Genomic DNA, 16,512 nt, shown 5'->3' with positions numbered 1-16,512 from the left:
TCGTCGGTTGGCGCGTGAGCGGCGTAGACGAAGTCCACGACGGTGCCGTTGGCTGCGGGCGTGCTGTCGCTGGCCAGTCCCACGCCATCGCCAATGTGAAATTCCGTCGCGTCTCGACACGGGATACAGACGTTGCCGCTGAAGATTGGGTATCCGCGGTCAGCGGCTTGTTTGCAGTTCTCGGCCGTCAGGCGGTGTTCAGTGTCGCTCATGTCATCTCCTCGATTCGCCGATAAGTGGGCCAATAGTTAGGCTGTGCGCAGATCGCGCCAGGCTGGGTTCAGCCGCTCCACACGCTCCGAAAACTCGTGCAGCGCATCCCACATCCACTGCGGCGTGCCACCTTCGTGGGTCCGCACATTGACACCGCCCTGACGTGCCCGGTACCAGCCACCGCCATCTGCGTACAGGTCAATGGATATCGACCAGTCGCCTGCGACCCAGTAAAACGACAGATCACTGCCGTCGATGGGGGCGATGGTCGCATAGGTGGTGCCGGACTGGAATATCAGACCGACCACATCGCGGCCCCGCTGAGCCAGTGTGGCGCTAATCTGCCCATCGCGCTCCAGCTCGGCAATGTCAGCGAGCGCGAAGTCGGCGGCCGTGTTACTCATGTGATTCCTTGTCTGATAACGGGTTCTTAGGTAGCGCCGTTTTCGGCGTCGTCATCCTCTGCGAGGATGCGGTCGGTCTCGAATTGATCCAGCCACATCGGATCGTCAGCCTCGTCCCAGCGGTCACTCATGCCGATAATCCTTTGTCTTGCGTCAACTAGTCCCACGGCATCCGTAGTACCGCGTCGGTGCCCCACGCCATCGATGATGGCTTCGGCGCGTTCCATGTTGCGGGTCTTCACGAAATCCATGACCTTCTGCGCGTCATAGTGGCCATCGTCTTCGGTCTCGGGGAATCCCGCCATTTCGCATCCCGGCCGGTGATCGGGCCACCCGTGGCACATGAGACAGGTCTTGAAAGGCACGTCACTCATGGTGTCTCCACTTCGCTGATCAGCCCGGCATCGGCAGGTGCGACACAGCCCACGGCCACGTCAGAGGATCCGCAGTTCTTGCACACCCAGCCCCAATCGGTGTCGATGACCGCACCTCGCAGACAGTTCGGGCATCGGAACTCTACGGCTTCGATGAAGGCTGCGACGGCGTTGTCAAACGTTATGAACTGATCGCCCGTTACTTCCTCGTCGAATCCAGTGGGGTAATCGAGCGCCCACGGAAAGGCCGTATCGTCCGTCTTGGAAATTCGGAAGCGGTCGCTCATTTTGTCTCCACTTGGGTTATCGCTCCGATGACGTACTCCACCTCGTCTAGTGGGTCGTCGTGCCGCATGTTCTTGAACCGCGGGTCAGTGCGCCCTTCGATGACGTTCTGCGCGCCCTCCAAGGTCGTCACGGCGGCCGACGTACCGTCCCGCATTCTGAGCAGGTCGTAGTCGAAGCCGCTGCCGTCTGGGCGTGGCCGTTTGGTCAGCACGAGGTGGCCGATGATGCCGGCGTGTAGGTCGAACGCGGTCGTGGGGACGGTGGCGCCGCAGGAGCAGATGGTTGCGCCCATCCCGCCGCCGACTGGCTTGTGTTCGCTCATTTCCCCTCCCACGGGGTTGGTCTGCGGGCTAGCACCACGAAACCCAACGACTCAGTCACAGCAGACCATCCTGTTGCGCCCGGGCCATCAGGTACTCATAGCAGTCGTCGCACACCGATGAGATGCCCGTGGTGCTGGCTGGCTGGCCGCTGGCGAGGTATTCGCGGTTGGCCTCGGCCTCTGTTGTTGTCGTGGTCCATTGCGCGCCGCAGTAGGCGCACTGGAACTGGCGGTAGACCATACGGTCACCCATGTGCCAATCCTTCCCGAAGATGAGGGGCGGCCCGTCGTCAATCACCGTTAACCTCCGCTGTGAATTCTTCGTCATACCAGGGGAGGAAATTCGAGGCTGGCTGAGGCGCGCCCATGGCCACAGTCGCCAGCATTAACCCTTTGAGGTAGGACAGATAGATCGCGGCCTCAACAGAGGCTGCGTCGGTGATGCGGCTATCGAATTTGCGCACCTGCTTGATCAGTGACATTCCAGGTTGGACGCCGATCATCAGTAGAACTCCACCACGCCGACGGTTGAGGTGACGTGCTCGGGGTTGCCTTTGATGAGCAGGCCCCAGATGATGCCCTCGTTATCCGGCGCTATCCCAGTGTTCAGGTAGCAGTCCCATTGCAGCATCGGGCTGTCGGCGGGCACGGTTTTGCCCCGGCCGGAGCTGGCGTCGGGGTCATCGACCGAGACGATGCGCTCACAGCGGGACCAGTCTTTTTCGGTGAGCGGGTAGGGCTTGCCATCGTCGGGGTCGATGAACGCGTAGATGTCGTCATCGCTGTCGCGGCACCAGATCCGGCCGTCTTTATCGGTTTCGCTGTTACTCATGTGGTGTTTCTCCGTGTATGACCGATATTGTCAGGCCGGTTGATCGCCCGGACGCCAATGCCAGTGCTGCTTGAACGTGTCGTGAGCGAGCGTCTGCAACTCATCCTTGATGTAGGGAATGAGCAGGTCGAGGTTGGCGCCGCCGTCCACGGTCATGCTGATGGTCAGCGTTACGTCGCAGTCATTCTCCACGGCCCACTCAACCTCTACGGGGCGCTCTGCCATTTGCTTACTCCTTGCTGCGTAAATTCGATTCCGTCAGGTCGATGCCGGGTCGGTTAGCCAGTCCGGTTCAAACTCGCCCCAGGACGCGGTGTAGTCGCCGAATCTATCGCTGCCGAACTGCGACATAACGCCATCGCCATAGGGATTCGAGCTGATCTCCCACTCGATCACAGGATTTCCCGCCGCGTCCTTGATGGTGATTCGTTCGTAGAAGGTCACGTCGCAGATCCGGGACGCGAGCTGTACCAGCTTCCACGCCAACCATCGCCGTGGTGTCATGTTGTCCATGTGTCTCCTGTCAACTGGATGTCTGATAAGTGGGCCTGAAGTCAGGTGGCGGGATTGGGATACTGGAATGGATCGGAGCACGGGGTCAGCAGCGGATTCTCGGGCACCGTGACGCCCTTGAGGTTGAATCGGGTCACCCGGCCGCGCACGTCCTCGATCCATCGTTGGATCGGCCCGCAGTTGGTGGGATGGCCGGAATTGAACGTGTTCTGATTGATCTCGTTGAGCACGTCCAGGCGCTCTAGGATCATCGCTGCCAGCTCGTCGGCTGCATCCATGGTGTTTTTCCCTTCTCCGATAACGGGTTCGTTTGTCAGGTGGCACCACCAGCCGTGGATGTCGTTCCAACAGCCGATCACGTCGCAGGTGTCCACCGATAATCCTTGTCTTCGGTCAGTCCACTACTTCCACGGTGAGCGTGCCGCTCCCCTCGAAAAACTCATCCCACAGAGCCTCTCCGGCCTGCACCTGTTCAACGTCCATACGCATGGCGTCGACAGCGGTTTCCGCCCCTGGGTAGTGATCCATGTTGGGTTCGTACTCGTAGGTGATGACGATCTTGGGCATGTTTGTTGCTCCTGTTTCTCGATGTCTGATAACGGGTTCTTAGGTCAATCCGGCGCGGTCGGCTTCCCGCTCCATTTCGGCCTCGTAGTCGTCTTGCGGCAATCGTTCCCATGTCGGCTGATCGCGATAGGCAACGAATATCTCTGCGTCCCCAGGATCGCCCGCGCGGTGCAGCTCATGCGCCTCTTTAGCCGCTCCTGGTAGCCAGGTTGTTTCGTCGCCCACAGGGACCGTGTGACCTGTCGGTGCCACGTAGGCGGGGACATACCATCGGGTTGTGTTCATCATTCTCCTAAGCCGATAATGCTGCGTCAGGTCAGCTCTACTTCACCGACGAGCTGGTCTCCTCGGTCACCGTCGATGTCTGCGTTAGAGAGGGTGTAGAGGTGCCCCTGCGCGTGATATGCGACCCAGGTGTTAGGCCCTTTCTTCACTGTGAACAGGTCATCGTCATCGTCATATAGCACTGCGCCGACCGGTGCTTCGCGTGCTAAATCTCCATCTGTCCAGCGGCGTGCGCTCATGGTGTTTACTCCCGTTGGGTTGTGCCGATAAGTGCTTATGGTGTTCATTCGTCGTTGTTGCCCCAAAAGATTTTCAGCAGCCACCGCGCCAACCAATCACCGCGGAAAAACGAGCCGATACCTGCCATTCGACAACTCCTTAACCCGGTCAAGCCGAAACGACTTCCACGTCGATGTCATCTCGGCCTGGGACTACAACATTCAGCGACAGCACCGAGAAGTAGTAGCCTCCATTGCCGTCGTTGGCATAGCAGTCCGCGAGCGCGATCGGATTCTGGTTGTGCAGGATGGCGACAGTGGCATAGTTCGTCTCGCCGTCCCCATCGTCGCCGCTGCGTTCCTCATCGGGAATGATCTTGACATCGGTGATGATCGCGTCCAGCGCGTCGGGCTGGATTACCCATTTCCCGTGTGCGCTGGCGCAGCAGTCGCTGTCGGACATGTACAGATGGAGGACAGTGCCGTCGTCCAGCACGAGCTTTTCGCCGTCGGCATCGACGGACACGACTCGCTTTCCTTCGATGCGTTCACGGACGTTGGTCAGGTCATTCATGGTGTCAAATTCTCCTAGTTGTGCCGAGTGATTGGTGTGTTGGGTTGTTATGTGGCGCAGGCGGTGTCGCGGGTTAACCGCCGGATGGTGGAGGCCCGGCCTCCGGTGTTGGTTTTCGCGAACGCCCACACCTCAGACGCGAGGAACACCGTCGACCCGTCATCAGCGGTGTGACGCTGGATCTGACCCCGGGATGCCCAGGAACGGACAGTGGAATCGGACACGTTCAACAGGTTCGCGATGTCCTTATCCGACATGAACGCCTCAGGGGGTTGGGGTTCGTTTTGGGTGAGGATGGTAGTGACGAACACGCTCGCGGACACATCAGGGAAATCAAACGCCAGGGACAGCTGCCAATCCCGCTCGGCGAGCAACCATTCCGCGATCTCTCTCCGCGTTCTCTCGCTGTCCAACTGTTTCTGTAGTTTCTCGCGTTCCATCTCGTCCTCCTTGACCCTGATAGCGATGATGTTTTGGTATTGCTCGTAGGGCCACGACTTCTCACACGCTGCGCAGTCCACCTGGTCGATGACAGTTGTTCCGCGGCGTTCGTGCCGTCGGGTGAGCTCCAACTGGTTGCATCGCCAACACGGCAGGGAGAGTTTGTCTTTCGGCGTCGTCAGGGCGAGGAAGGAGCGGGCCTTGCTGCGCAGTTTCACCAGCTTCAGGGCGAGCTCGGCGCCGGTCATGGTGGTGACTTTCACCCCGATGTGGGGGGTCCCGTGATCATCTACGTAGAAGCGTTCACCGGGGTATTGGGTTTCGGCGGCGGAGAGCCACACCATCACCTCCCCCGCCGGCAACCCGATCAGCGTGTCGATGTTGGGTTCCAGGATTCTGGTGCAGGCCAGCACAACCCGGGCATGCTCCGCATCAGTGTTATTCCGCGGTGAAGGTTCCTCGCAGTTCAACGTCTCTGCAACCCTGGCTGCCGCAGCAACAAGCCATTCCACGATCGACGTCTTCAACGCATCCGCATCCGTGTTCAAATTGATCGGCGCAGAGCGGGAGATGGAGACTTTCTGGTTCAGGCGTCGGCTGGTGTCCCCGATCGCTAAATGCAGCGACAGCCACGTCTCCACCATGTCCGACACCGCATACCGGGCAGCACCAGTGCAGGATTCACACAACCCAGACTCCGCGGCGACAGGTGCTCCGCGCCGGGTTGTCTTCCCCGTGGTGGGGTCGTCGAAGTTCTCCGCATCACGACAATCACGGCCTGCGGCGCAGCGATGCGATTCGGTCATGACCACTCCGGGTGCCAGATCAGCCTGGCGGGTAACTCGATTTCATCGCTATCGCAGGGCACTTCATACCCGGTCTGGTACCACGGCCCGTAGAGGCTAGCCAAGTGGTGCTCAGGCCATTTGGCGTAGACGCAACCAATGTCACCGGTATCAGCGAGCACGACTGAGCCTTCCGGTAGCGCATCCAGCTCGGACGCATCGATCACGAACCCGCCGGGAAGCTGATCGGTGCTCATGCTGCTGCCCTCTTCAGCCGGCGCCGCTCACGCTCCGACAACCCACCGAGAATCCCGAACCGCTCATCCCGATCAAGTGCGTACTGCAGGCACTCATTGATGACCGGGCACCTCTGGCAGATACGCTTCGCTTCCCTCGTGGATCCTCCTTTTTCCGGGAAAAACGCTTCGGGGTCTGTCTGTGCGCACAGCGCCTCATCACGCCAAGCCTGGACCGCTATGTCGCTGAATCCCCACGCTGATCTCCTGCTTGAGGTTTGGTCGTCACTGAACATGCGGTTCTCCTGTCGTGTTGTCGAGGTTGTTCAACGCTTTGAAACAGTCCTGCCAGAGGTCGTTGCAGCGGATTGCGGTGTATTCGATCGCGACGTCTGGTCCGTGCTCTTCGGCGATGGCGGCTATATCGTCCTGGAAAGTCATCACTCGGCTCCCGACAAGTCGTCTGCGAGGTGACGGAGACCGAGGGAGGCGATACCGAGGGCGCCCTGTGGTGATCCATCGGAGGTGCAGTAGTTCGTGATGTACGACAGGCCTGTGGGTGAGTCGTCGCACTGGGTCATGGCCCCGTAGGACACAAACCAGTCGGTGAGCGCGGGAACATCTCCGTGTGTTTCGGCGATGTGGGCGCGGATCGTGGTCTCGATGGCGTGCAGTGTTTCGGCGCTCATTTTTCGGCCCTCAAATCGCCTGTGCCGGATCCCCTGGTGTCACCTATCCGGGAAGGGGCTTGCGGCGGCTGTGCGTTTGACTGGGCCCGCGCAGCAGCCGTGATTCGCTTAGGGCACGGCATCCTCCGCGGCAACCCACCCACCACTGGGTCGTGGTGGCAGAACTCCCCCACCCCAGCGCCACACAGGCATGGGACTTCGAGGGCACCGGTTTCGGCGTAAGCCTCCAACACAGGACCACGACCACGATGCGGGCCACCGATTGCGTAGTCAGGACACATGGGACTGCTCTTGGTCCAACGGCCGGTAAAGGCCTAGCTGCTTGCCGCACTCACATACCACTTGCAACTTCATCGGCGTAACACGCCGGAAGGTGTGAACTACCCGATTTTCCAAGCGCGGAAAACCCAGCCCATATGCATTCCGTCTGTAGGGGATATCTCCTAGCACCACACTGCCATCCGCATCCTGGAAGACGGTCATTTCCCGCTCCTCTAAACCAGGATCAATCGTTGACACCGTGTGCTTTTCCTGGCCCTGGCCGCAGCGTGTACACAACGCGATGCGATCCGTGATGGACGGCAACCTCTGCTGTTCTGCGGACAATGTGGCCGCGACATTTTCGATGTACTCGCGGATACGGCGTTCGCGTTCCTGCTCCCCTAACCGTTCCCACAGTGACGGCTTATCCTCAGATTCGGGTTCTTTCATCGGTTCGTCCTTCCTCCGAAACGGGTTAGGCATGGCCTGCCGACTTCCTAGCGCGCGGTCTGGTGGTTACCTCGATGGCTGGTTGGCGTTGGGCGAGGAGGCCGTCAAGTCCGGTAGGTGTAAACGTCCGTCTTGCACGCAGTGCATGACGGGAATGGGTTAACAGGTATGGGTATTCATTGTTGAACCAACGGGGGTGCAAGATATGTTGCACCGACGGTGGTACAACATTGCACCCAGGATGTTGCACAAAAAAGGGTGCAAGGTTGAACAGTGATGTTGCACCTATGGGGGTGCAAGTTCCCTCTGCTGATGTTGCACCCCCGTAGGTGCAAGGTTGGTTCATCGCTCATCCTCGCGGCGGCGCTCAAAATCGTGGACCGCGTCGAGTATTTTCTGCCCGGTCGGCCCATGCATATTGAGTCGTTGTCCCCTGGCGTTCGTGATGATGTACTCGGCGCGGCTGTTGTCATCCACCTTGTAGAAAATCGACCACCAGCGCCCATCGCCTTGGGTCACCTCCCAATACAGCGGTGACGACTGAAAGTAATTGACCCTCACAGCACCTCCCCAGAAGCACTCTCCGACAGCTCAATCGGAGACGAGTAGTACGAAGCTTCCCCATCGGTGAATTTCCGCCCACCAACGCAAACCACATATGCGCAGCGGCGCGGTACCCGCACCCCGTCACGTACGTACTCGCGAATCAGTAAACGGCCGTCCTTCTTAGCTGCCTCAATCGCTTTCGTGATGCGGCGTCGATTCGCCGGCCAGCCGAACAGTTCGGCCATCTGCGCCGCAGAGGTCTCCCACACTCGCTTCCCAGACCCGGAAGGCGTGGCGCACGACAACAGGTAGGCCATCACAAGCATCCCGTCCGCGCCGAGAGCTTTATCGTGCGCGCCGTCCCGTATGAGGTCATTGCACAGCAGTGTGAATCCCTGACGGACGGGCTCACCGACGAGAAGAATTGGGTTACGGCGTCCCACGTCATAGCCGTCCCATCTGATTTTCCTCGCTGAGGCCCAGGACTTCAGCGACGTGCCGAGCCCAATCCCGATCGCTGTTGATGGGGCGTCCGCATTTGCAGTCAAGCCCGTACGGGCGATGCAGGGACAGTGCTTCTACGGGTGCGCTAGTATCGGCCATTAGCCGCTCCTATCTGTGGTGTCAGATGGGCAGTGGTTAGGCCCAGGACGTGTTACCAGCACCCCTGGGCCGCTTTCGTACTCATGTACGATTCTAGACGAAACATGCTGGTAAATCACGCATTTTCCCCGTTCGCCAACTCAAGTAAGACATCGGCGTGGCAGGGCTGGTCGAGTGGGCACCAGCAAGCTAGGTCGTGTCCGCGGAGCTCGTACCTAACAGCTTCAAGCGGGTGGTGATAGTTAAGTCGGCGGAGCCAGTCCGATCGGAGCTCGTAGGCGATGGCGTAGTCCTGGTCATCGCAGTCGTGGAACAAAATTGGATTCCAAAATCCGCGCACCATATCGCTATATGCATCAAGAGACGTTTGCAGACCCCACATGTTGGCTGTGAATGGATTTCCCCATCGTGACGGCCGACCGATGTAGATCGCGCCTTCTGGCATCCGCCAACCCTTTTCCCGGCGCCGCTGTATCCGCTCAGGCATCAACGGCCCTCCCTGCAAAACTTGCACCCCGCAACAGGTTCTAGGCCATCCACTGCACGCCGAAGCTTCGTCGGATGCGATAGGTGCTCAATCCAATTCGGGTCAACCGGTTCTGGCGGTGGTAGTGGTTCTGCCGCAGAGACACCCGCCTCGCGGAGAATTCGGAGTAGTAGGTTGCCATCAGCGATCTGCTGCTCAGTGTCACCGTCATAATCGGTGTCCTGATACGCCCAGGACTGGGCCAGGGCCGCAATTATCTGCAGAACCTTGTCTGGGTTAAGAGGCCTAGGCATTGCATTCACCGATGGTTGGGCGGCGCACTCGCGGATCCGTTCGGCCGCTGCGCGTTCGGTTTTCAGTTCAGCGATGAGGTCCCGTATGAGTCCGTGGCCGATGCGTGTGTCTCGATGCCGCAATACCGCTTCGGCACGTTCGATGACGTCGCTCATTGGTCTCCTAACCCGATCTTGCGGAGGATCCGCAACCACAACCGAAACCACCACTCCCTACGCATGCGGATCTCTCCGTTCCCTTGTGTGGATGGTGTTCCAGGGCGGGCGTTCCGACTTTGCTCGCCCCAGAACACCCGTTGTTCCCTAGTCAGCGACCATGCGGATTTCTTCGGCCATCTCCCGCTGCCGACGGATCTCGTAGTAGCCGGGTGCGATACCCATGTATCCGTGCTCCGGATGGGCCAGGTAGGCGGTCGAACCTTCGGGCACGGAGAGCACCGCGACGCGGAGGTCACGTGCTGATCCGGCGTTTACGTCGCAGAAGACCGGCCCGTCGGCGGCGAAGATCGCGTGGGTGTTGCCTCCGGACTCGCCCCGCACAACCGGTGTTCCCTTAGCCGGTACCGGTGTCTTGGCCGAGACCTTCGCTGGCCGCACCAGGACGTCGCCCTGCCGCTGGATTCCGCCGAGAACCGGAATCTCGATGTCAGCGATGTCGGTCGCTGTTACGACGTTGACGCCGGTTACCTCGATCATCTGCGTGGTTGTTGCCATCTGTGTTTCCTTTCTTGGTGTTTCGGTCCGCGATCTAGGTTGCGCGGGCCAGTTCCTTGTACTCACGTTCGGTGAGGTCGAAGGTCCACGCCGCAGCAGCAACGGCTGTGCGGAAATCGGTCGGGACAGTAAGTCCGAAGGTGTGACGTGATCCGTCGCGCTCACGAGTGGCGTTGTGCGCCACTAACACGCGCACAGGCAAATCGAGAACCTTGCGAGGAACGTCGTACAACCGCAACAGCTGGCCGGGATTACCCGGGTCGGGAGCTTCATCGGTCAGCTTCATCTTGGCGGCAACTACGAATCGGTCCCAGCCCATCTTCTCGATCGCGCACCGGCGTACTTCGGCGTTGCGTTCCGCCATGATCCGTTCGACGTCCCAGCCGGTTTCGATCAGATCGGCTGGAACTTGGGTGCCATGCCACATGTGCAAGCCCCACCCGTCAGCCCATGCGACTGCGGGCCCGGTTTCGCAGTGGAGTCGGTGTCGGCCGGCGGCGGATTCGATGTGCATGACGGATGGGGCGTCGCAGACCATGACGAAGTCGCTATTTGGCCACCAGTAGCCAGCGGACATGGCATTTTCGTAGGCTTTCGATCGTTCCCAGATTTCTGGGTCCAGTTGAAGCTCAACGATGTCGCGGAAATACGCGATGAACGCTGGCCACCAGCACCATAGGCGGCCGCCGAAGATGTTGTGCCAGAACGGTTTGATGTCCGCCGAGCCGACCGCCGAGCCGACCGCCGAGCGGACCGCCGAGTCGACCGCCGAGCCGACCGCCGAGCGGACCGCCGAGTCGACCGCCGAGCGGACCGCCGAGTCGACCGCCGAGCCGACCGCCGAGCCGACCGCCGAGCCGACCGCCGAGCCGACCGCCGAGCCGACCGCCGAGCCGACCGCCGAGCCGACCGCGGGCAATTCCAGCGCGCTCAACTCCTTCGGCAGCGCGCGATGCAACGCAATCGCAATCGCTGCGAACGGCGCCGCGAACGCACCCACCATCGGCGACGACACCCGAATCACCACCCCGGGCCACGGGACACCGGCGAACTCGTAGCAAGCCCGGGCACCGGCCTCCCAAACGCCCCATTCCTCTTCGGTGAGTGGCTGTGTGCGCCAGCCGTATTCGATCCACTCCTGGGCGAACGAGGCCATGCGGTCGCGCTGTTGTGGGGTGAGCTCGGTGAGACGTTTCTTGATGGTCATGAGTATGTCCTGTCTAAATGCACTAGCCGGTGGTGGAGTGGTTGGGAGTTGGTGAGGTTGGTGCAGAACACATCCCGCGGTGCCTCGCAGATACGGCAGGGGCGGGTGAGGGCGTCCTTCACTTCCGGGCTGTCCGGGTTACCCAACCGGTCGAACAGGTTCGGGGAGTTAACAATCGGCATTCCAGGCAGACCTCCGCATCTGCCGGTATTCGCGGGCCGCCTTCAGACACGGCTCGCACCTACAGTAAAAATTGATGTATCCAGTCACTGTTCCGTGTCGGGAATCTCCCGCTGTTAATCCTTGAGTCCGCAGTTCACGCTTCTTTTCACGATCGCGTTCTCGTCGACATGTCCGGCAATAGCGAAGTCCATCGCTGTTGAAACCGGTGTTCTCATCATCGAATGGGTGCTTGCGTGCGCAATGAGTTGCCTTCACCAAACGCGTCCGTGCAGTCCCGTGCAGGACCTTGTCAGCCGCGTTCTCCACTGCAGTCCCATATGCCAGGTTCACCAGCCGGCAGTCGCGCGGGTTTCCGTTAAGGTGTCTCGTCTGATAACCCGGGGGGCGCGATCCAACGAATGCCTCCATGACCAATGCATGGACATACCGGGTTAAAGCCGTGCCGTTGCGGTGCAGGCCGACTGCGGCATATCCGGCACCAGCTGTGCCGTGGCGGAGTACGCATCCCTTTGCGATCTGCACGCGGCCGTCCTTGCGGACGATGGTGCGCTCCAAGGATCGGATCTGTCCTTGGTCTGAGACTTCGTACCATCCCTCAAATCCAACGACAGGCAGCCACTTCTCAGGCTCCATATCAGCTCCCTGCAGCGATCCGGAGTGCGACCGTTCCCGCCGAACTCCGGAGATAGACATTGCTCTCGGCACCGAACAGTTGGGCAATCGCGGCACGGCAATCAGAAGCGTTGTAATAACTCTCCGAGGAGATGGCGAGGATGCGGCCGTTGCCGGCGTTGATCGCCCGCCATCGCCAACGCTGAGCCCGACCGGCCAGCTTCGCCAACGGATTCACAGGCGCTTGGGTGAGATCCACATAGATAACGGGCTGTGCGGGCATGTCAGATTCCTTCTTTCACTGCGGGTTTTATGTCGTGGAGGTTGCCAAGGTCGTCCATCAGCACCCATGTGCCTCTGTAGAGGACAGGAACATCGGCGGGGTTGTCCGTCTGCCTCACCAACCAGCCATGCTCAAACGCCTCAGAACGGTGCGATTCGATACGGCGGTGACAGGCTGGGCATAAGTTCAGTCCGTTTGAAGGAAGGTTGGATTCAGGGCGGCGTGTCCCACCCGCACCCCTAGGACGACGATGGTGTGCTTCGAATGCGCGGTCGCCGCCGCACCTTTCGCACCAGCCCTGGGAGCGGTCGATGATGATTGCGCGGACCTGCCGCGAGAAACCAGTCACCGCGAACCACCACCCTGAATAATCCTCAGGCGCCGCCGCTTCGGCTGTGTGAATGCGGGGCAGTCCTCAAGGTGATGCCAGATCAGCGCATCCAAGACTCGCTTACCAAGCCATGCGTGAATGCGTGATCTATCTGTTGGGCGGCTAGGCCAATCATCAAACCAACAGTCGATCTCACGTCCACAGTGGTTGCAGTTGAAGGTCAGTCCGCGGCTCATGCCGCCTCCTGGTATTCCATACACACGCAGCGTTGGAACTCGTGCCCAAACGGGCTGTGGTCCCGTTCTTTCCCGCCGCACACCGTGCAGGTTTCGCAGAACGTGTAGCGGAGTTTGCGGTCATCCCAGTAGTGGGATGCTTGGTGATGTTGGCAGGCGCAGTTACCCCACATTGGCGCCCTCCTTAGCCTTTTCGGCTTCGTCGTGCAGGGTGTTGATGAACGCCCGGATCTGCTCGGCCGTGGCCTGTCGAACGGGTTTCTTGTGGATGGCGAAGAACTTCCCCGCCGTTTCACGCTCGTCGAGGCTGAGGGCGGCGCACGCGTCGCCGAGGTCAGCTATCGCCTCTCCTCGCTCAATATCCTCAGCGGACATTGGTTCTGGTTCTGCGGAACGTTCGTAGGTGGTGGCGTCGGGATCTGGCTCATCAGTTGGCAGGCAGAGCGTTTGCAGGAGGGCGGTTCGGAACGCCACCGAATGCGCTTTCGCTGTCGCTTTGTCGCCGCTGTCAAAAGCCTCGCCGGCCGTGACTGTTTCGATCTGGTCGCCATCCGGGCCATACCAAGTGAACTGGACCGTGAGCCGGACGTGGCTCATCTCCGTGCGGTTACGGCCTACAGTTACGGTGCCGTACTGGTAGTCCAACACCTTCGGGACAACGATCACCTTGTGCGCCACCAAGGCTGGGTACACAGCTGAGGTGACAGCGTCGATGCCGCGGAAGTTGTAATTCGACTGGTTGTTATGGCCAGTCTTCTTTACGGCACCAACCTGAGCCATGACTGCGGACAGTGCCTCGTGGATGCTCATGCTGCTTGGTTCCTTTTCCGGCGTACCGCCTCGCGGCTACGAATACGCGCGCACTCACGGCAGCGGCGTAAGTTGTCAGTGCTTCGGTACGTGTTCGCGGCGGTGTACTCATGCCCACGGGGGCAATGTGTGACAGCGGCGCCTTGTCGGCGCAGGTTCTCCGCTTGGGTAACTTGCTCAAGGTGAACCGGATTGATGCAGTTGCGCACTCGGCACAGGTGGTCGATCTGGTTCGCGTCGACGATTTCCCCGACCATCACTGTGAACGCGAGACGATGAGGAAGCCAGCCTTTACGCCATGCCCGGATAGTCCCGCCGTACCCGTTCGGAGCTAGTGGTCCTGTCCAACGCCAGCAGCCGTTTTCATCAACCTCAACCCGATTGATCAACCTCCGCTCATACACCCATGCTGGGATTGGAAATTCCGTTTTGACCGCAGGTTTGAACCTGTTCACTGCCCACCCGCCTCGAGTTCGGGTTGGGTGATGCCGTCAAGTGAGAGCCGGCCACCGTCGAGCAGCTGATCCACCACCTCCCGGGCCGCATCTGACTTCCGCACAGACACGTACGGCTCCGACTGCCGGATCTGCACACCGGGGATAGGGACACCGTTGCCGTCGATCAGGACCCCTTCGACCACAGTCGCTTTCGTCAGGAGTTGCTTCTGGAAGGCCGGGTTGACCATCCTGATCAGTTCGTCGGGGTAGTGCTCGCACACGAACTCCGTGAACAAGACGGGGTTAGCGACGACAGGCTTGGGTTTGCCTTCAACCCAGGAGGCTTTCCCAATATCGCTACCATTAGCGATGGCTTTCGCGGCTAATGCTTCTGGGCCCATGTGCTCGGCCAGCCACTTACGGGCCTCGTCTTTACGCTCGGCCGCGACGTCAGAGATTAGCGACCAGACGACTGCGGCAGCTGCCGCGTCAGAGAGCTTCTCGTAACTCACTCGCTCCCCCTTAGCTGCTTCATCAGCGCGTACGCCTTCGGAGCGCGGGATCCAAGCGTCGGTACGCGGTCAAAAGCCCCTGGGGCTTCGGATTCGATCAACTCGACAAGTTCATCCCAGTGTTCGACCATCCGCGCCCAAACCTCTGACCTTGAGGGCATCGCGGATGGAAATATCAAACGCGCCAATGGATAGTCGCGAAGTAGCAGCTCGCAGCGACGAAAGTCGCCTGGGTCATAAGGATGATCGCTGCCTGGGTATCCACGGCCAACGCGAGATCCGGTGAGTTGGCTAACAATTGCTTCCGATGAGATACCGCGCTCCCCGGACGCTAACCAACTGCTGAAGTGCGATAACTCAAGCATTGCCGTTGTCACGTCCTCTCCTTGTATCTGCAGCCGCAGCGGCGGATGGTCGCTAATTCCCAACACACATCGGTCTTTTTGGTGGCGAGGTTCGTGTACACATCCGCTACCCGGATCACCCCACGACCGCCACACAGCTGGCACGGCTTCATGACACGGCCTTGGTGTAGAGGGTGGCGATCAAATCGAGCCACCTGAGAGCATCCGCCCGGGAGCAGGCGTGAACCTTGTGTGGCTGAGGAAGACCCAAAGTGTCAGACACGAGCTTCGCGACGTACACATGCCAGGCGTTAAAATCTATGAGCCTGTACGCGCCAGCGATCTCCACCCCGTCTGGGTCGATGGCGACGATCCGTTGGGTGTGGTCGTCCAGTTCCGGTTGGATCCGGTACAACGGCTCAGTGCATGTGTTCATGACGCCGCCAGGGTGATCGTCCAGGGCTCCCCACTTGCGAGGCAGGGCTTCCCGGCTTTGTCCATGTGGCCGGCGATGTTGCCGCGTGTGGTTTGGCGGGCGTAACGCCAACAAACAGGGCAGCGGGGATGGCTCACGAGTTCTCCTGGTGGGCGTGGAAAAGTTGCCATAGATCTCTGGCGCGCTCAGTGTCGAAACGCTTCACCGAATCGCACTCCTCACACACACCAAGGAAATACGGCCAGGTGGTGTCGGTGACAGTGCTCAAACCGTCACCCCCGCCGCGCTCGTAGTCGGGGAATACGTATCAGCGAAGCGTTTCAACAGAGGCAAGAACTCAGGACACGTCGTATCCACTGACAGCACCAGGGCTTGCGCCGTCTGCATGCTGGTAAATCCGGTGTCCTTCTGGATGCCGTCCATGACACCGGTGACACCGGCGAAGTTCGGGAACGCTGCCAGGACGATGCACACCCGGTTAGCGTTCCGCGCGGCGTAGGAAACCACTTCCGGGGCAACGGGATCCGCATGCGCAGGTGTGGACGATGTGGCCCCGATCAACACCAGGCTGGCGGCGACAGCGGTGATCAGTAGGCGCTTCACGACGCTTCTCGCAAAGCGTCGGCGTGACGCGCCCGAATCGCCGCGATCTCGGCCCGCTCCTCTTCCGTGCGGGGCTCGAAGAACGGCCGGCCCGGATCGAAGATGAACGACAACAAGTCAAAGGTTTGCGTCGGCAGCGTGGCCAGACGGTCAAAGAATCCAGGCATCAGCATGTCTCTTCTGTGAGTTGGGTTTTGGTGTCTGCTTCGGTCAACCAGCCATTAGCGGCCAGGAACGACAGGAGGCGGTCTTCGCTATTGGCGAACTGCTTGAGCAGCGCCGCCGATCCGCTGGCCTGAATGAGATGCATGTTCTGCTCATGCCGCTCACGCCGCATACGCTCACGGACCGAAGCGAGTTCGCGGCGGATGGCGTCCTGCGCCACATCTCCCTCGCTCATTGCGGTGCCGCCGAATACCGTGT

At 60.2% G+C, this 16,512-nt stretch carries 37 protein-coding genes; 1 reads left to right on the top strand and 36 read right to left on the bottom strand.

Annotation, left to right across the window (positions count from 1 at the left end; translation table 11 throughout):
• The 27 genes from A5695_RS14285 to A5695_RS30290 all read right to left on the bottom strand — a co-directional run.
• A partial coding sequence (locus A5695_RS14285; protein WP_156749644.1) for a hypothetical protein occupies window positions 1–212 on the bottom strand: 212 nt, incomplete at its 3' end.
• 36 nt (window positions 213–248) lie between these two features.
• A complete protein-coding gene (locus A5695_RS14280; protein WP_068082881.1) occupies window positions 249–617 on the bottom strand; it encodes a hypothetical protein in 369 nt (122 codons plus the stop codon).
• Window positions 618–643: 26 nt separating this feature from the next.
• Complete coding sequence (locus A5695_RS14275; protein ID WP_197515490.1) at window positions 644–982, bottom strand: hypothetical protein; 339 nt, start codon at window positions 980–982, stop codon at window positions 644–646.
• Between the two features lie 5 nt (window positions 983–987).
• Window positions 988–1,278, bottom strand: coding sequence for a hypothetical protein (locus A5695_RS14270; protein ID WP_068082875.1), 291 nt, complete (start codon window positions 1,276–1,278; stop codon window positions 988–990).
• Window positions 1,275–1,601, bottom strand: coding sequence for a hypothetical protein (locus tag A5695_RS14265; RefSeq protein ID WP_068082873.1), 327 nt, complete (start codon window positions 1,599–1,601; stop codon window positions 1,275–1,277). The genes A5695_RS14270 and A5695_RS14265 overlap by 4 nt, the downstream gene beginning before the upstream one ends.
• Before the next feature lie 55 nt (window positions 1,602–1,656).
• Complete coding sequence (locus A5695_RS14260; protein ID WP_156749642.1) at window positions 1,657–1,854, bottom strand: hypothetical protein; 198 nt, start codon at window positions 1,852–1,854, stop codon at window positions 1,657–1,659.
• A 37-nt stretch (window positions 1,855–1,891) separates the two neighbouring features.
• Window positions 1,892–2,104: a hypothetical protein gene (locus A5695_RS14255; RefSeq protein ID WP_068082868.1), complete on the bottom strand. Its 213-nt coding sequence runs from the start codon at window positions 2,102–2,104 to the stop codon at window positions 1,892–1,894.
• Window positions 2,104–2,433 (bottom strand): hypothetical protein, encoded by a 330-nt coding sequence (locus A5695_RS14250; RefSeq protein WP_068082865.1) that lies wholly within the window; start codon window positions 2,431–2,433, stop codon window positions 2,104–2,106. Before A5695_RS14250 ends, A5695_RS14255 begins: the two co-directional genes overlap by 1 nt.
• A 30-nt stretch (window positions 2,434–2,463) precedes the next feature.
• The gene (locus A5695_RS14245) at window positions 2,464–2,658 is read right to left on the bottom strand and encodes a hypothetical protein (RefSeq protein WP_068082862.1); all 195 of its coding nucleotides are present in this window, start codon (window positions 2,656–2,658) and stop codon (window positions 2,464–2,466) included.
• Window positions 2,659–2,691: 33 nt separating this feature from the next.
• Window positions 2,692–2,877, bottom strand: a complete 186-nt coding sequence (locus A5695_RS14240; protein WP_197515489.1) for a hypothetical protein — start codon at window positions 2,875–2,877, stop codon at window positions 2,692–2,694.
• A 110-nt stretch (window positions 2,878–2,987) separates the two neighbouring features.
• Window positions 2,988–3,320 carry a hypothetical protein gene (locus tag A5695_RS14235; protein WP_068082856.1) on the bottom strand — a complete coding sequence of 111 codons (333 nt, stop codon included), beginning with the start codon at window positions 3,318–3,320 and terminating at the stop codon, window positions 2,988–2,990.
• A 19-nt stretch (window positions 3,321–3,339) separates the two neighbouring features.
• Complete coding sequence (locus A5695_RS28560; protein ID WP_156749641.1) at window positions 3,340–3,513, bottom strand: hypothetical protein; 174 nt, start codon at window positions 3,511–3,513, stop codon at window positions 3,340–3,342.
• Between the two features lie 39 nt (window positions 3,514–3,552).
• On the bottom strand, window positions 3,553–3,738 hold the full coding sequence (locus A5695_RS28555) for a hypothetical protein (RefSeq protein ID WP_156749640.1): 186 nt from the start codon (window positions 3,736–3,738) through the stop codon (window positions 3,553–3,555).
• A gap of 86 nt (window positions 3,739–3,824) precedes the next feature.
• Window positions 3,825–4,121: a hypothetical protein gene (locus A5695_RS28550; RefSeq protein ID WP_156749639.1), complete on the bottom strand. Its 297-nt coding sequence runs from the start codon at window positions 4,119–4,121 to the stop codon at window positions 3,825–3,827.
• Between the two features lie 64 nt (window positions 4,122–4,185).
• Entirely contained in the window at window positions 4,186–4,590 is a 405-nt protein-coding gene (locus A5695_RS14225; RefSeq protein WP_068082850.1) for a hypothetical protein, read from the bottom strand.
• A gap of 47 nt (window positions 4,591–4,637) precedes the next feature.
• Complete coding sequence (locus A5695_RS14220; RefSeq protein ID WP_156749638.1) at window positions 4,638–5,837, bottom strand: hypothetical protein; 1,200 nt, start codon at window positions 5,835–5,837, stop codon at window positions 4,638–4,640.
• Window positions 5,834–6,073 (bottom strand): hypothetical protein, encoded by a 240-nt coding sequence (locus A5695_RS14215; RefSeq protein WP_068082844.1) that lies wholly within the window; start codon window positions 6,071–6,073, stop codon window positions 5,834–5,836. Before A5695_RS14215 ends, A5695_RS14220 begins: the two co-directional genes overlap by 4 nt.
• The gene (locus tag A5695_RS27625) at window positions 6,070–6,348 is read right to left on the bottom strand and encodes a WhiB family transcriptional regulator (RefSeq protein ID WP_082946078.1); all 279 of its coding nucleotides are present in this window, start codon (window positions 6,346–6,348) and stop codon (window positions 6,070–6,072) included. The genes A5695_RS14215 and A5695_RS27625 overlap by 4 nt, the downstream gene beginning before the upstream one ends.
• A complete protein-coding gene (locus tag A5695_RS28545; RefSeq protein WP_156749637.1) occupies window positions 6,338–6,493 on the bottom strand; it encodes a hypothetical protein in 156 nt (51 codons plus the stop codon). The genes A5695_RS27625 and A5695_RS28545 overlap by 11 nt, the downstream gene beginning before the upstream one ends.
• Window positions 6,493–6,741 (bottom strand): hypothetical protein, encoded by a 249-nt coding sequence (locus A5695_RS14210; protein WP_068082841.1) that lies wholly within the window; start codon window positions 6,739–6,741, stop codon window positions 6,493–6,495. The genes A5695_RS28545 and A5695_RS14210 overlap by 1 nt, the downstream gene beginning before the upstream one ends.
• Before the next feature lie 270 nt (window positions 6,742–7,011).
• Window positions 7,012–7,452 (bottom strand): hypothetical protein, encoded by a 441-nt coding sequence (locus A5695_RS14205; protein WP_068082839.1) that lies wholly within the window; start codon window positions 7,450–7,452, stop codon window positions 7,012–7,014.
• 342 nt (window positions 7,453–7,794) lie between these two features.
• On the bottom strand, window positions 7,795–8,013 hold the full coding sequence (locus tag A5695_RS14200; protein WP_068082835.1) for a hypothetical protein: 219 nt from the start codon (window positions 8,011–8,013) through the stop codon (window positions 7,795–7,797).
• Complete coding sequence (locus tag A5695_RS14195; RefSeq protein WP_197515488.1) at window positions 8,010–8,546, bottom strand: hypothetical protein; 537 nt, start codon at window positions 8,544–8,546, stop codon at window positions 8,010–8,012. Before A5695_RS14195 ends, A5695_RS14200 begins: the two co-directional genes overlap by 4 nt.
• Before the next feature lie 170 nt (window positions 8,547–8,716).
• Entirely contained in the window at window positions 8,717–9,088 is a 372-nt protein-coding gene (locus tag A5695_RS14190; protein WP_068082884.1) for a DUF4326 domain-containing protein, read from the bottom strand.
• Complete coding sequence (locus A5695_RS28540) at window positions 9,088–9,537, bottom strand: hypothetical protein (protein ID WP_156749636.1); 450 nt, start codon at window positions 9,535–9,537, stop codon at window positions 9,088–9,090. Before A5695_RS28540 ends, A5695_RS14190 begins: the two co-directional genes overlap by 1 nt.
• Before the next feature lie 147 nt (window positions 9,538–9,684).
• The gene (locus tag A5695_RS14185) at window positions 9,685–10,095 is read right to left on the bottom strand and encodes a hypothetical protein (protein WP_068082832.1); all 411 of its coding nucleotides are present in this window, start codon (window positions 10,093–10,095) and stop codon (window positions 9,685–9,687) included.
• Between the two features lie 34 nt (window positions 10,096–10,129).
• Entirely contained in the window at window positions 10,130–10,672 is a 543-nt protein-coding gene (locus A5695_RS30290) for a DUF6745 domain-containing protein (protein ID WP_082946077.1), read from the bottom strand.
• A 58-nt stretch (window positions 10,673–10,730) separates the two neighbouring features.
• On the opposite strand from A5695_RS30290, the gene A5695_RS30285 reads away from it, so the two are divergent.
• A complete protein-coding gene (locus A5695_RS30285; protein ID WP_082946076.1) occupies window positions 10,731–11,153 on the top strand; it encodes a PT domain-containing protein in 423 nt (140 codons plus the stop codon).
• 317 nt (window positions 11,154–11,470) lie between these two features.
• On the opposite strand, the gene A5695_RS30280 is transcribed toward A5695_RS30285, so the two are convergent.
• The 9 genes from A5695_RS30280 to A5695_RS29070 all read right to left on the bottom strand — a co-directional run.
• Window positions 11,471–12,118, bottom strand: a complete 648-nt coding sequence (locus A5695_RS30280; RefSeq protein ID WP_197515486.1) for an NUMOD4 motif-containing HNH endonuclease — start codon at window positions 12,116–12,118, stop codon at window positions 11,471–11,473.
• A gap of 1 nt (window position 12,119) precedes the next feature.
• Window positions 12,120–12,380, bottom strand: a complete 261-nt coding sequence (locus A5695_RS28535; RefSeq protein ID WP_156749634.1) for a DUF1508 domain-containing protein — start codon at window positions 12,378–12,380, stop codon at window positions 12,120–12,122.
• Between the two features lies 1 nt (window position 12,381).
• The gene (locus tag A5695_RS30275; protein WP_082946074.1) at window positions 12,382–12,729 is read right to left on the bottom strand and encodes an HNH endonuclease signature motif containing protein; all 348 of its coding nucleotides are present in this window, start codon (window positions 12,727–12,729) and stop codon (window positions 12,382–12,384) included.
• Between the two features lie 380 nt (window positions 12,730–13,109).
• On the bottom strand, window positions 13,110–13,757 hold the full coding sequence (locus A5695_RS14175; protein WP_068082823.1) for an ERF family protein: 648 nt from the start codon (window positions 13,755–13,757) through the stop codon (window positions 13,110–13,112).
• Window positions 13,754–14,161: an HNH endonuclease gene (locus A5695_RS30270; RefSeq protein WP_369830186.1), complete on the bottom strand. Its 408-nt coding sequence runs from the start codon at window positions 14,159–14,161 to the stop codon at window positions 13,754–13,756. The genes A5695_RS14175 and A5695_RS30270 overlap by 4 nt, the downstream gene beginning before the upstream one ends.
• Window positions 14,162–14,208: 47 nt before the next feature.
• Window positions 14,209–14,706 (bottom strand): hypothetical protein, encoded by a 498-nt coding sequence (locus A5695_RS14170; RefSeq protein WP_068082820.1) that lies wholly within the window; start codon window positions 14,704–14,706, stop codon window positions 14,209–14,211.
• A 1,044-nt stretch (window positions 14,707–15,750) separates the two neighbouring features.
• Window positions 15,751–16,089, bottom strand: a complete 339-nt coding sequence (locus tag A5695_RS14160; RefSeq protein ID WP_068082813.1) for a hypothetical protein — start codon at window positions 16,087–16,089, stop codon at window positions 15,751–15,753.
• Window positions 16,086–16,256, bottom strand: a complete 171-nt coding sequence (locus tag A5695_RS28530) for a hypothetical protein (protein ID WP_156749633.1) — start codon at window positions 16,254–16,256, stop codon at window positions 16,086–16,088. The genes A5695_RS14160 and A5695_RS28530 overlap by 4 nt, the downstream gene beginning before the upstream one ends.
• Window positions 16,256–16,512 (bottom strand): hypothetical protein (locus A5695_RS29070; protein WP_231974823.1); only part of this gene is annotated, 257 nt, incomplete at its 5' end. The genes A5695_RS29070 and A5695_RS28530, both read right to left, overlap by 1 nt.

Origin of the sequence: Mycobacterium sp. E1747, from assembly GCF_001667775.1 — a bacterium.
Classification (GTDB): Bacteria; Actinomycetota; Actinomycetes; order Mycobacteriales; family Mycobacteriaceae; genus Mycobacterium.
The sequence above is the reverse complement of the archived record's forward strand: the minus strand, read 5'-3'. Positions and strand labels throughout refer to the sequence as shown.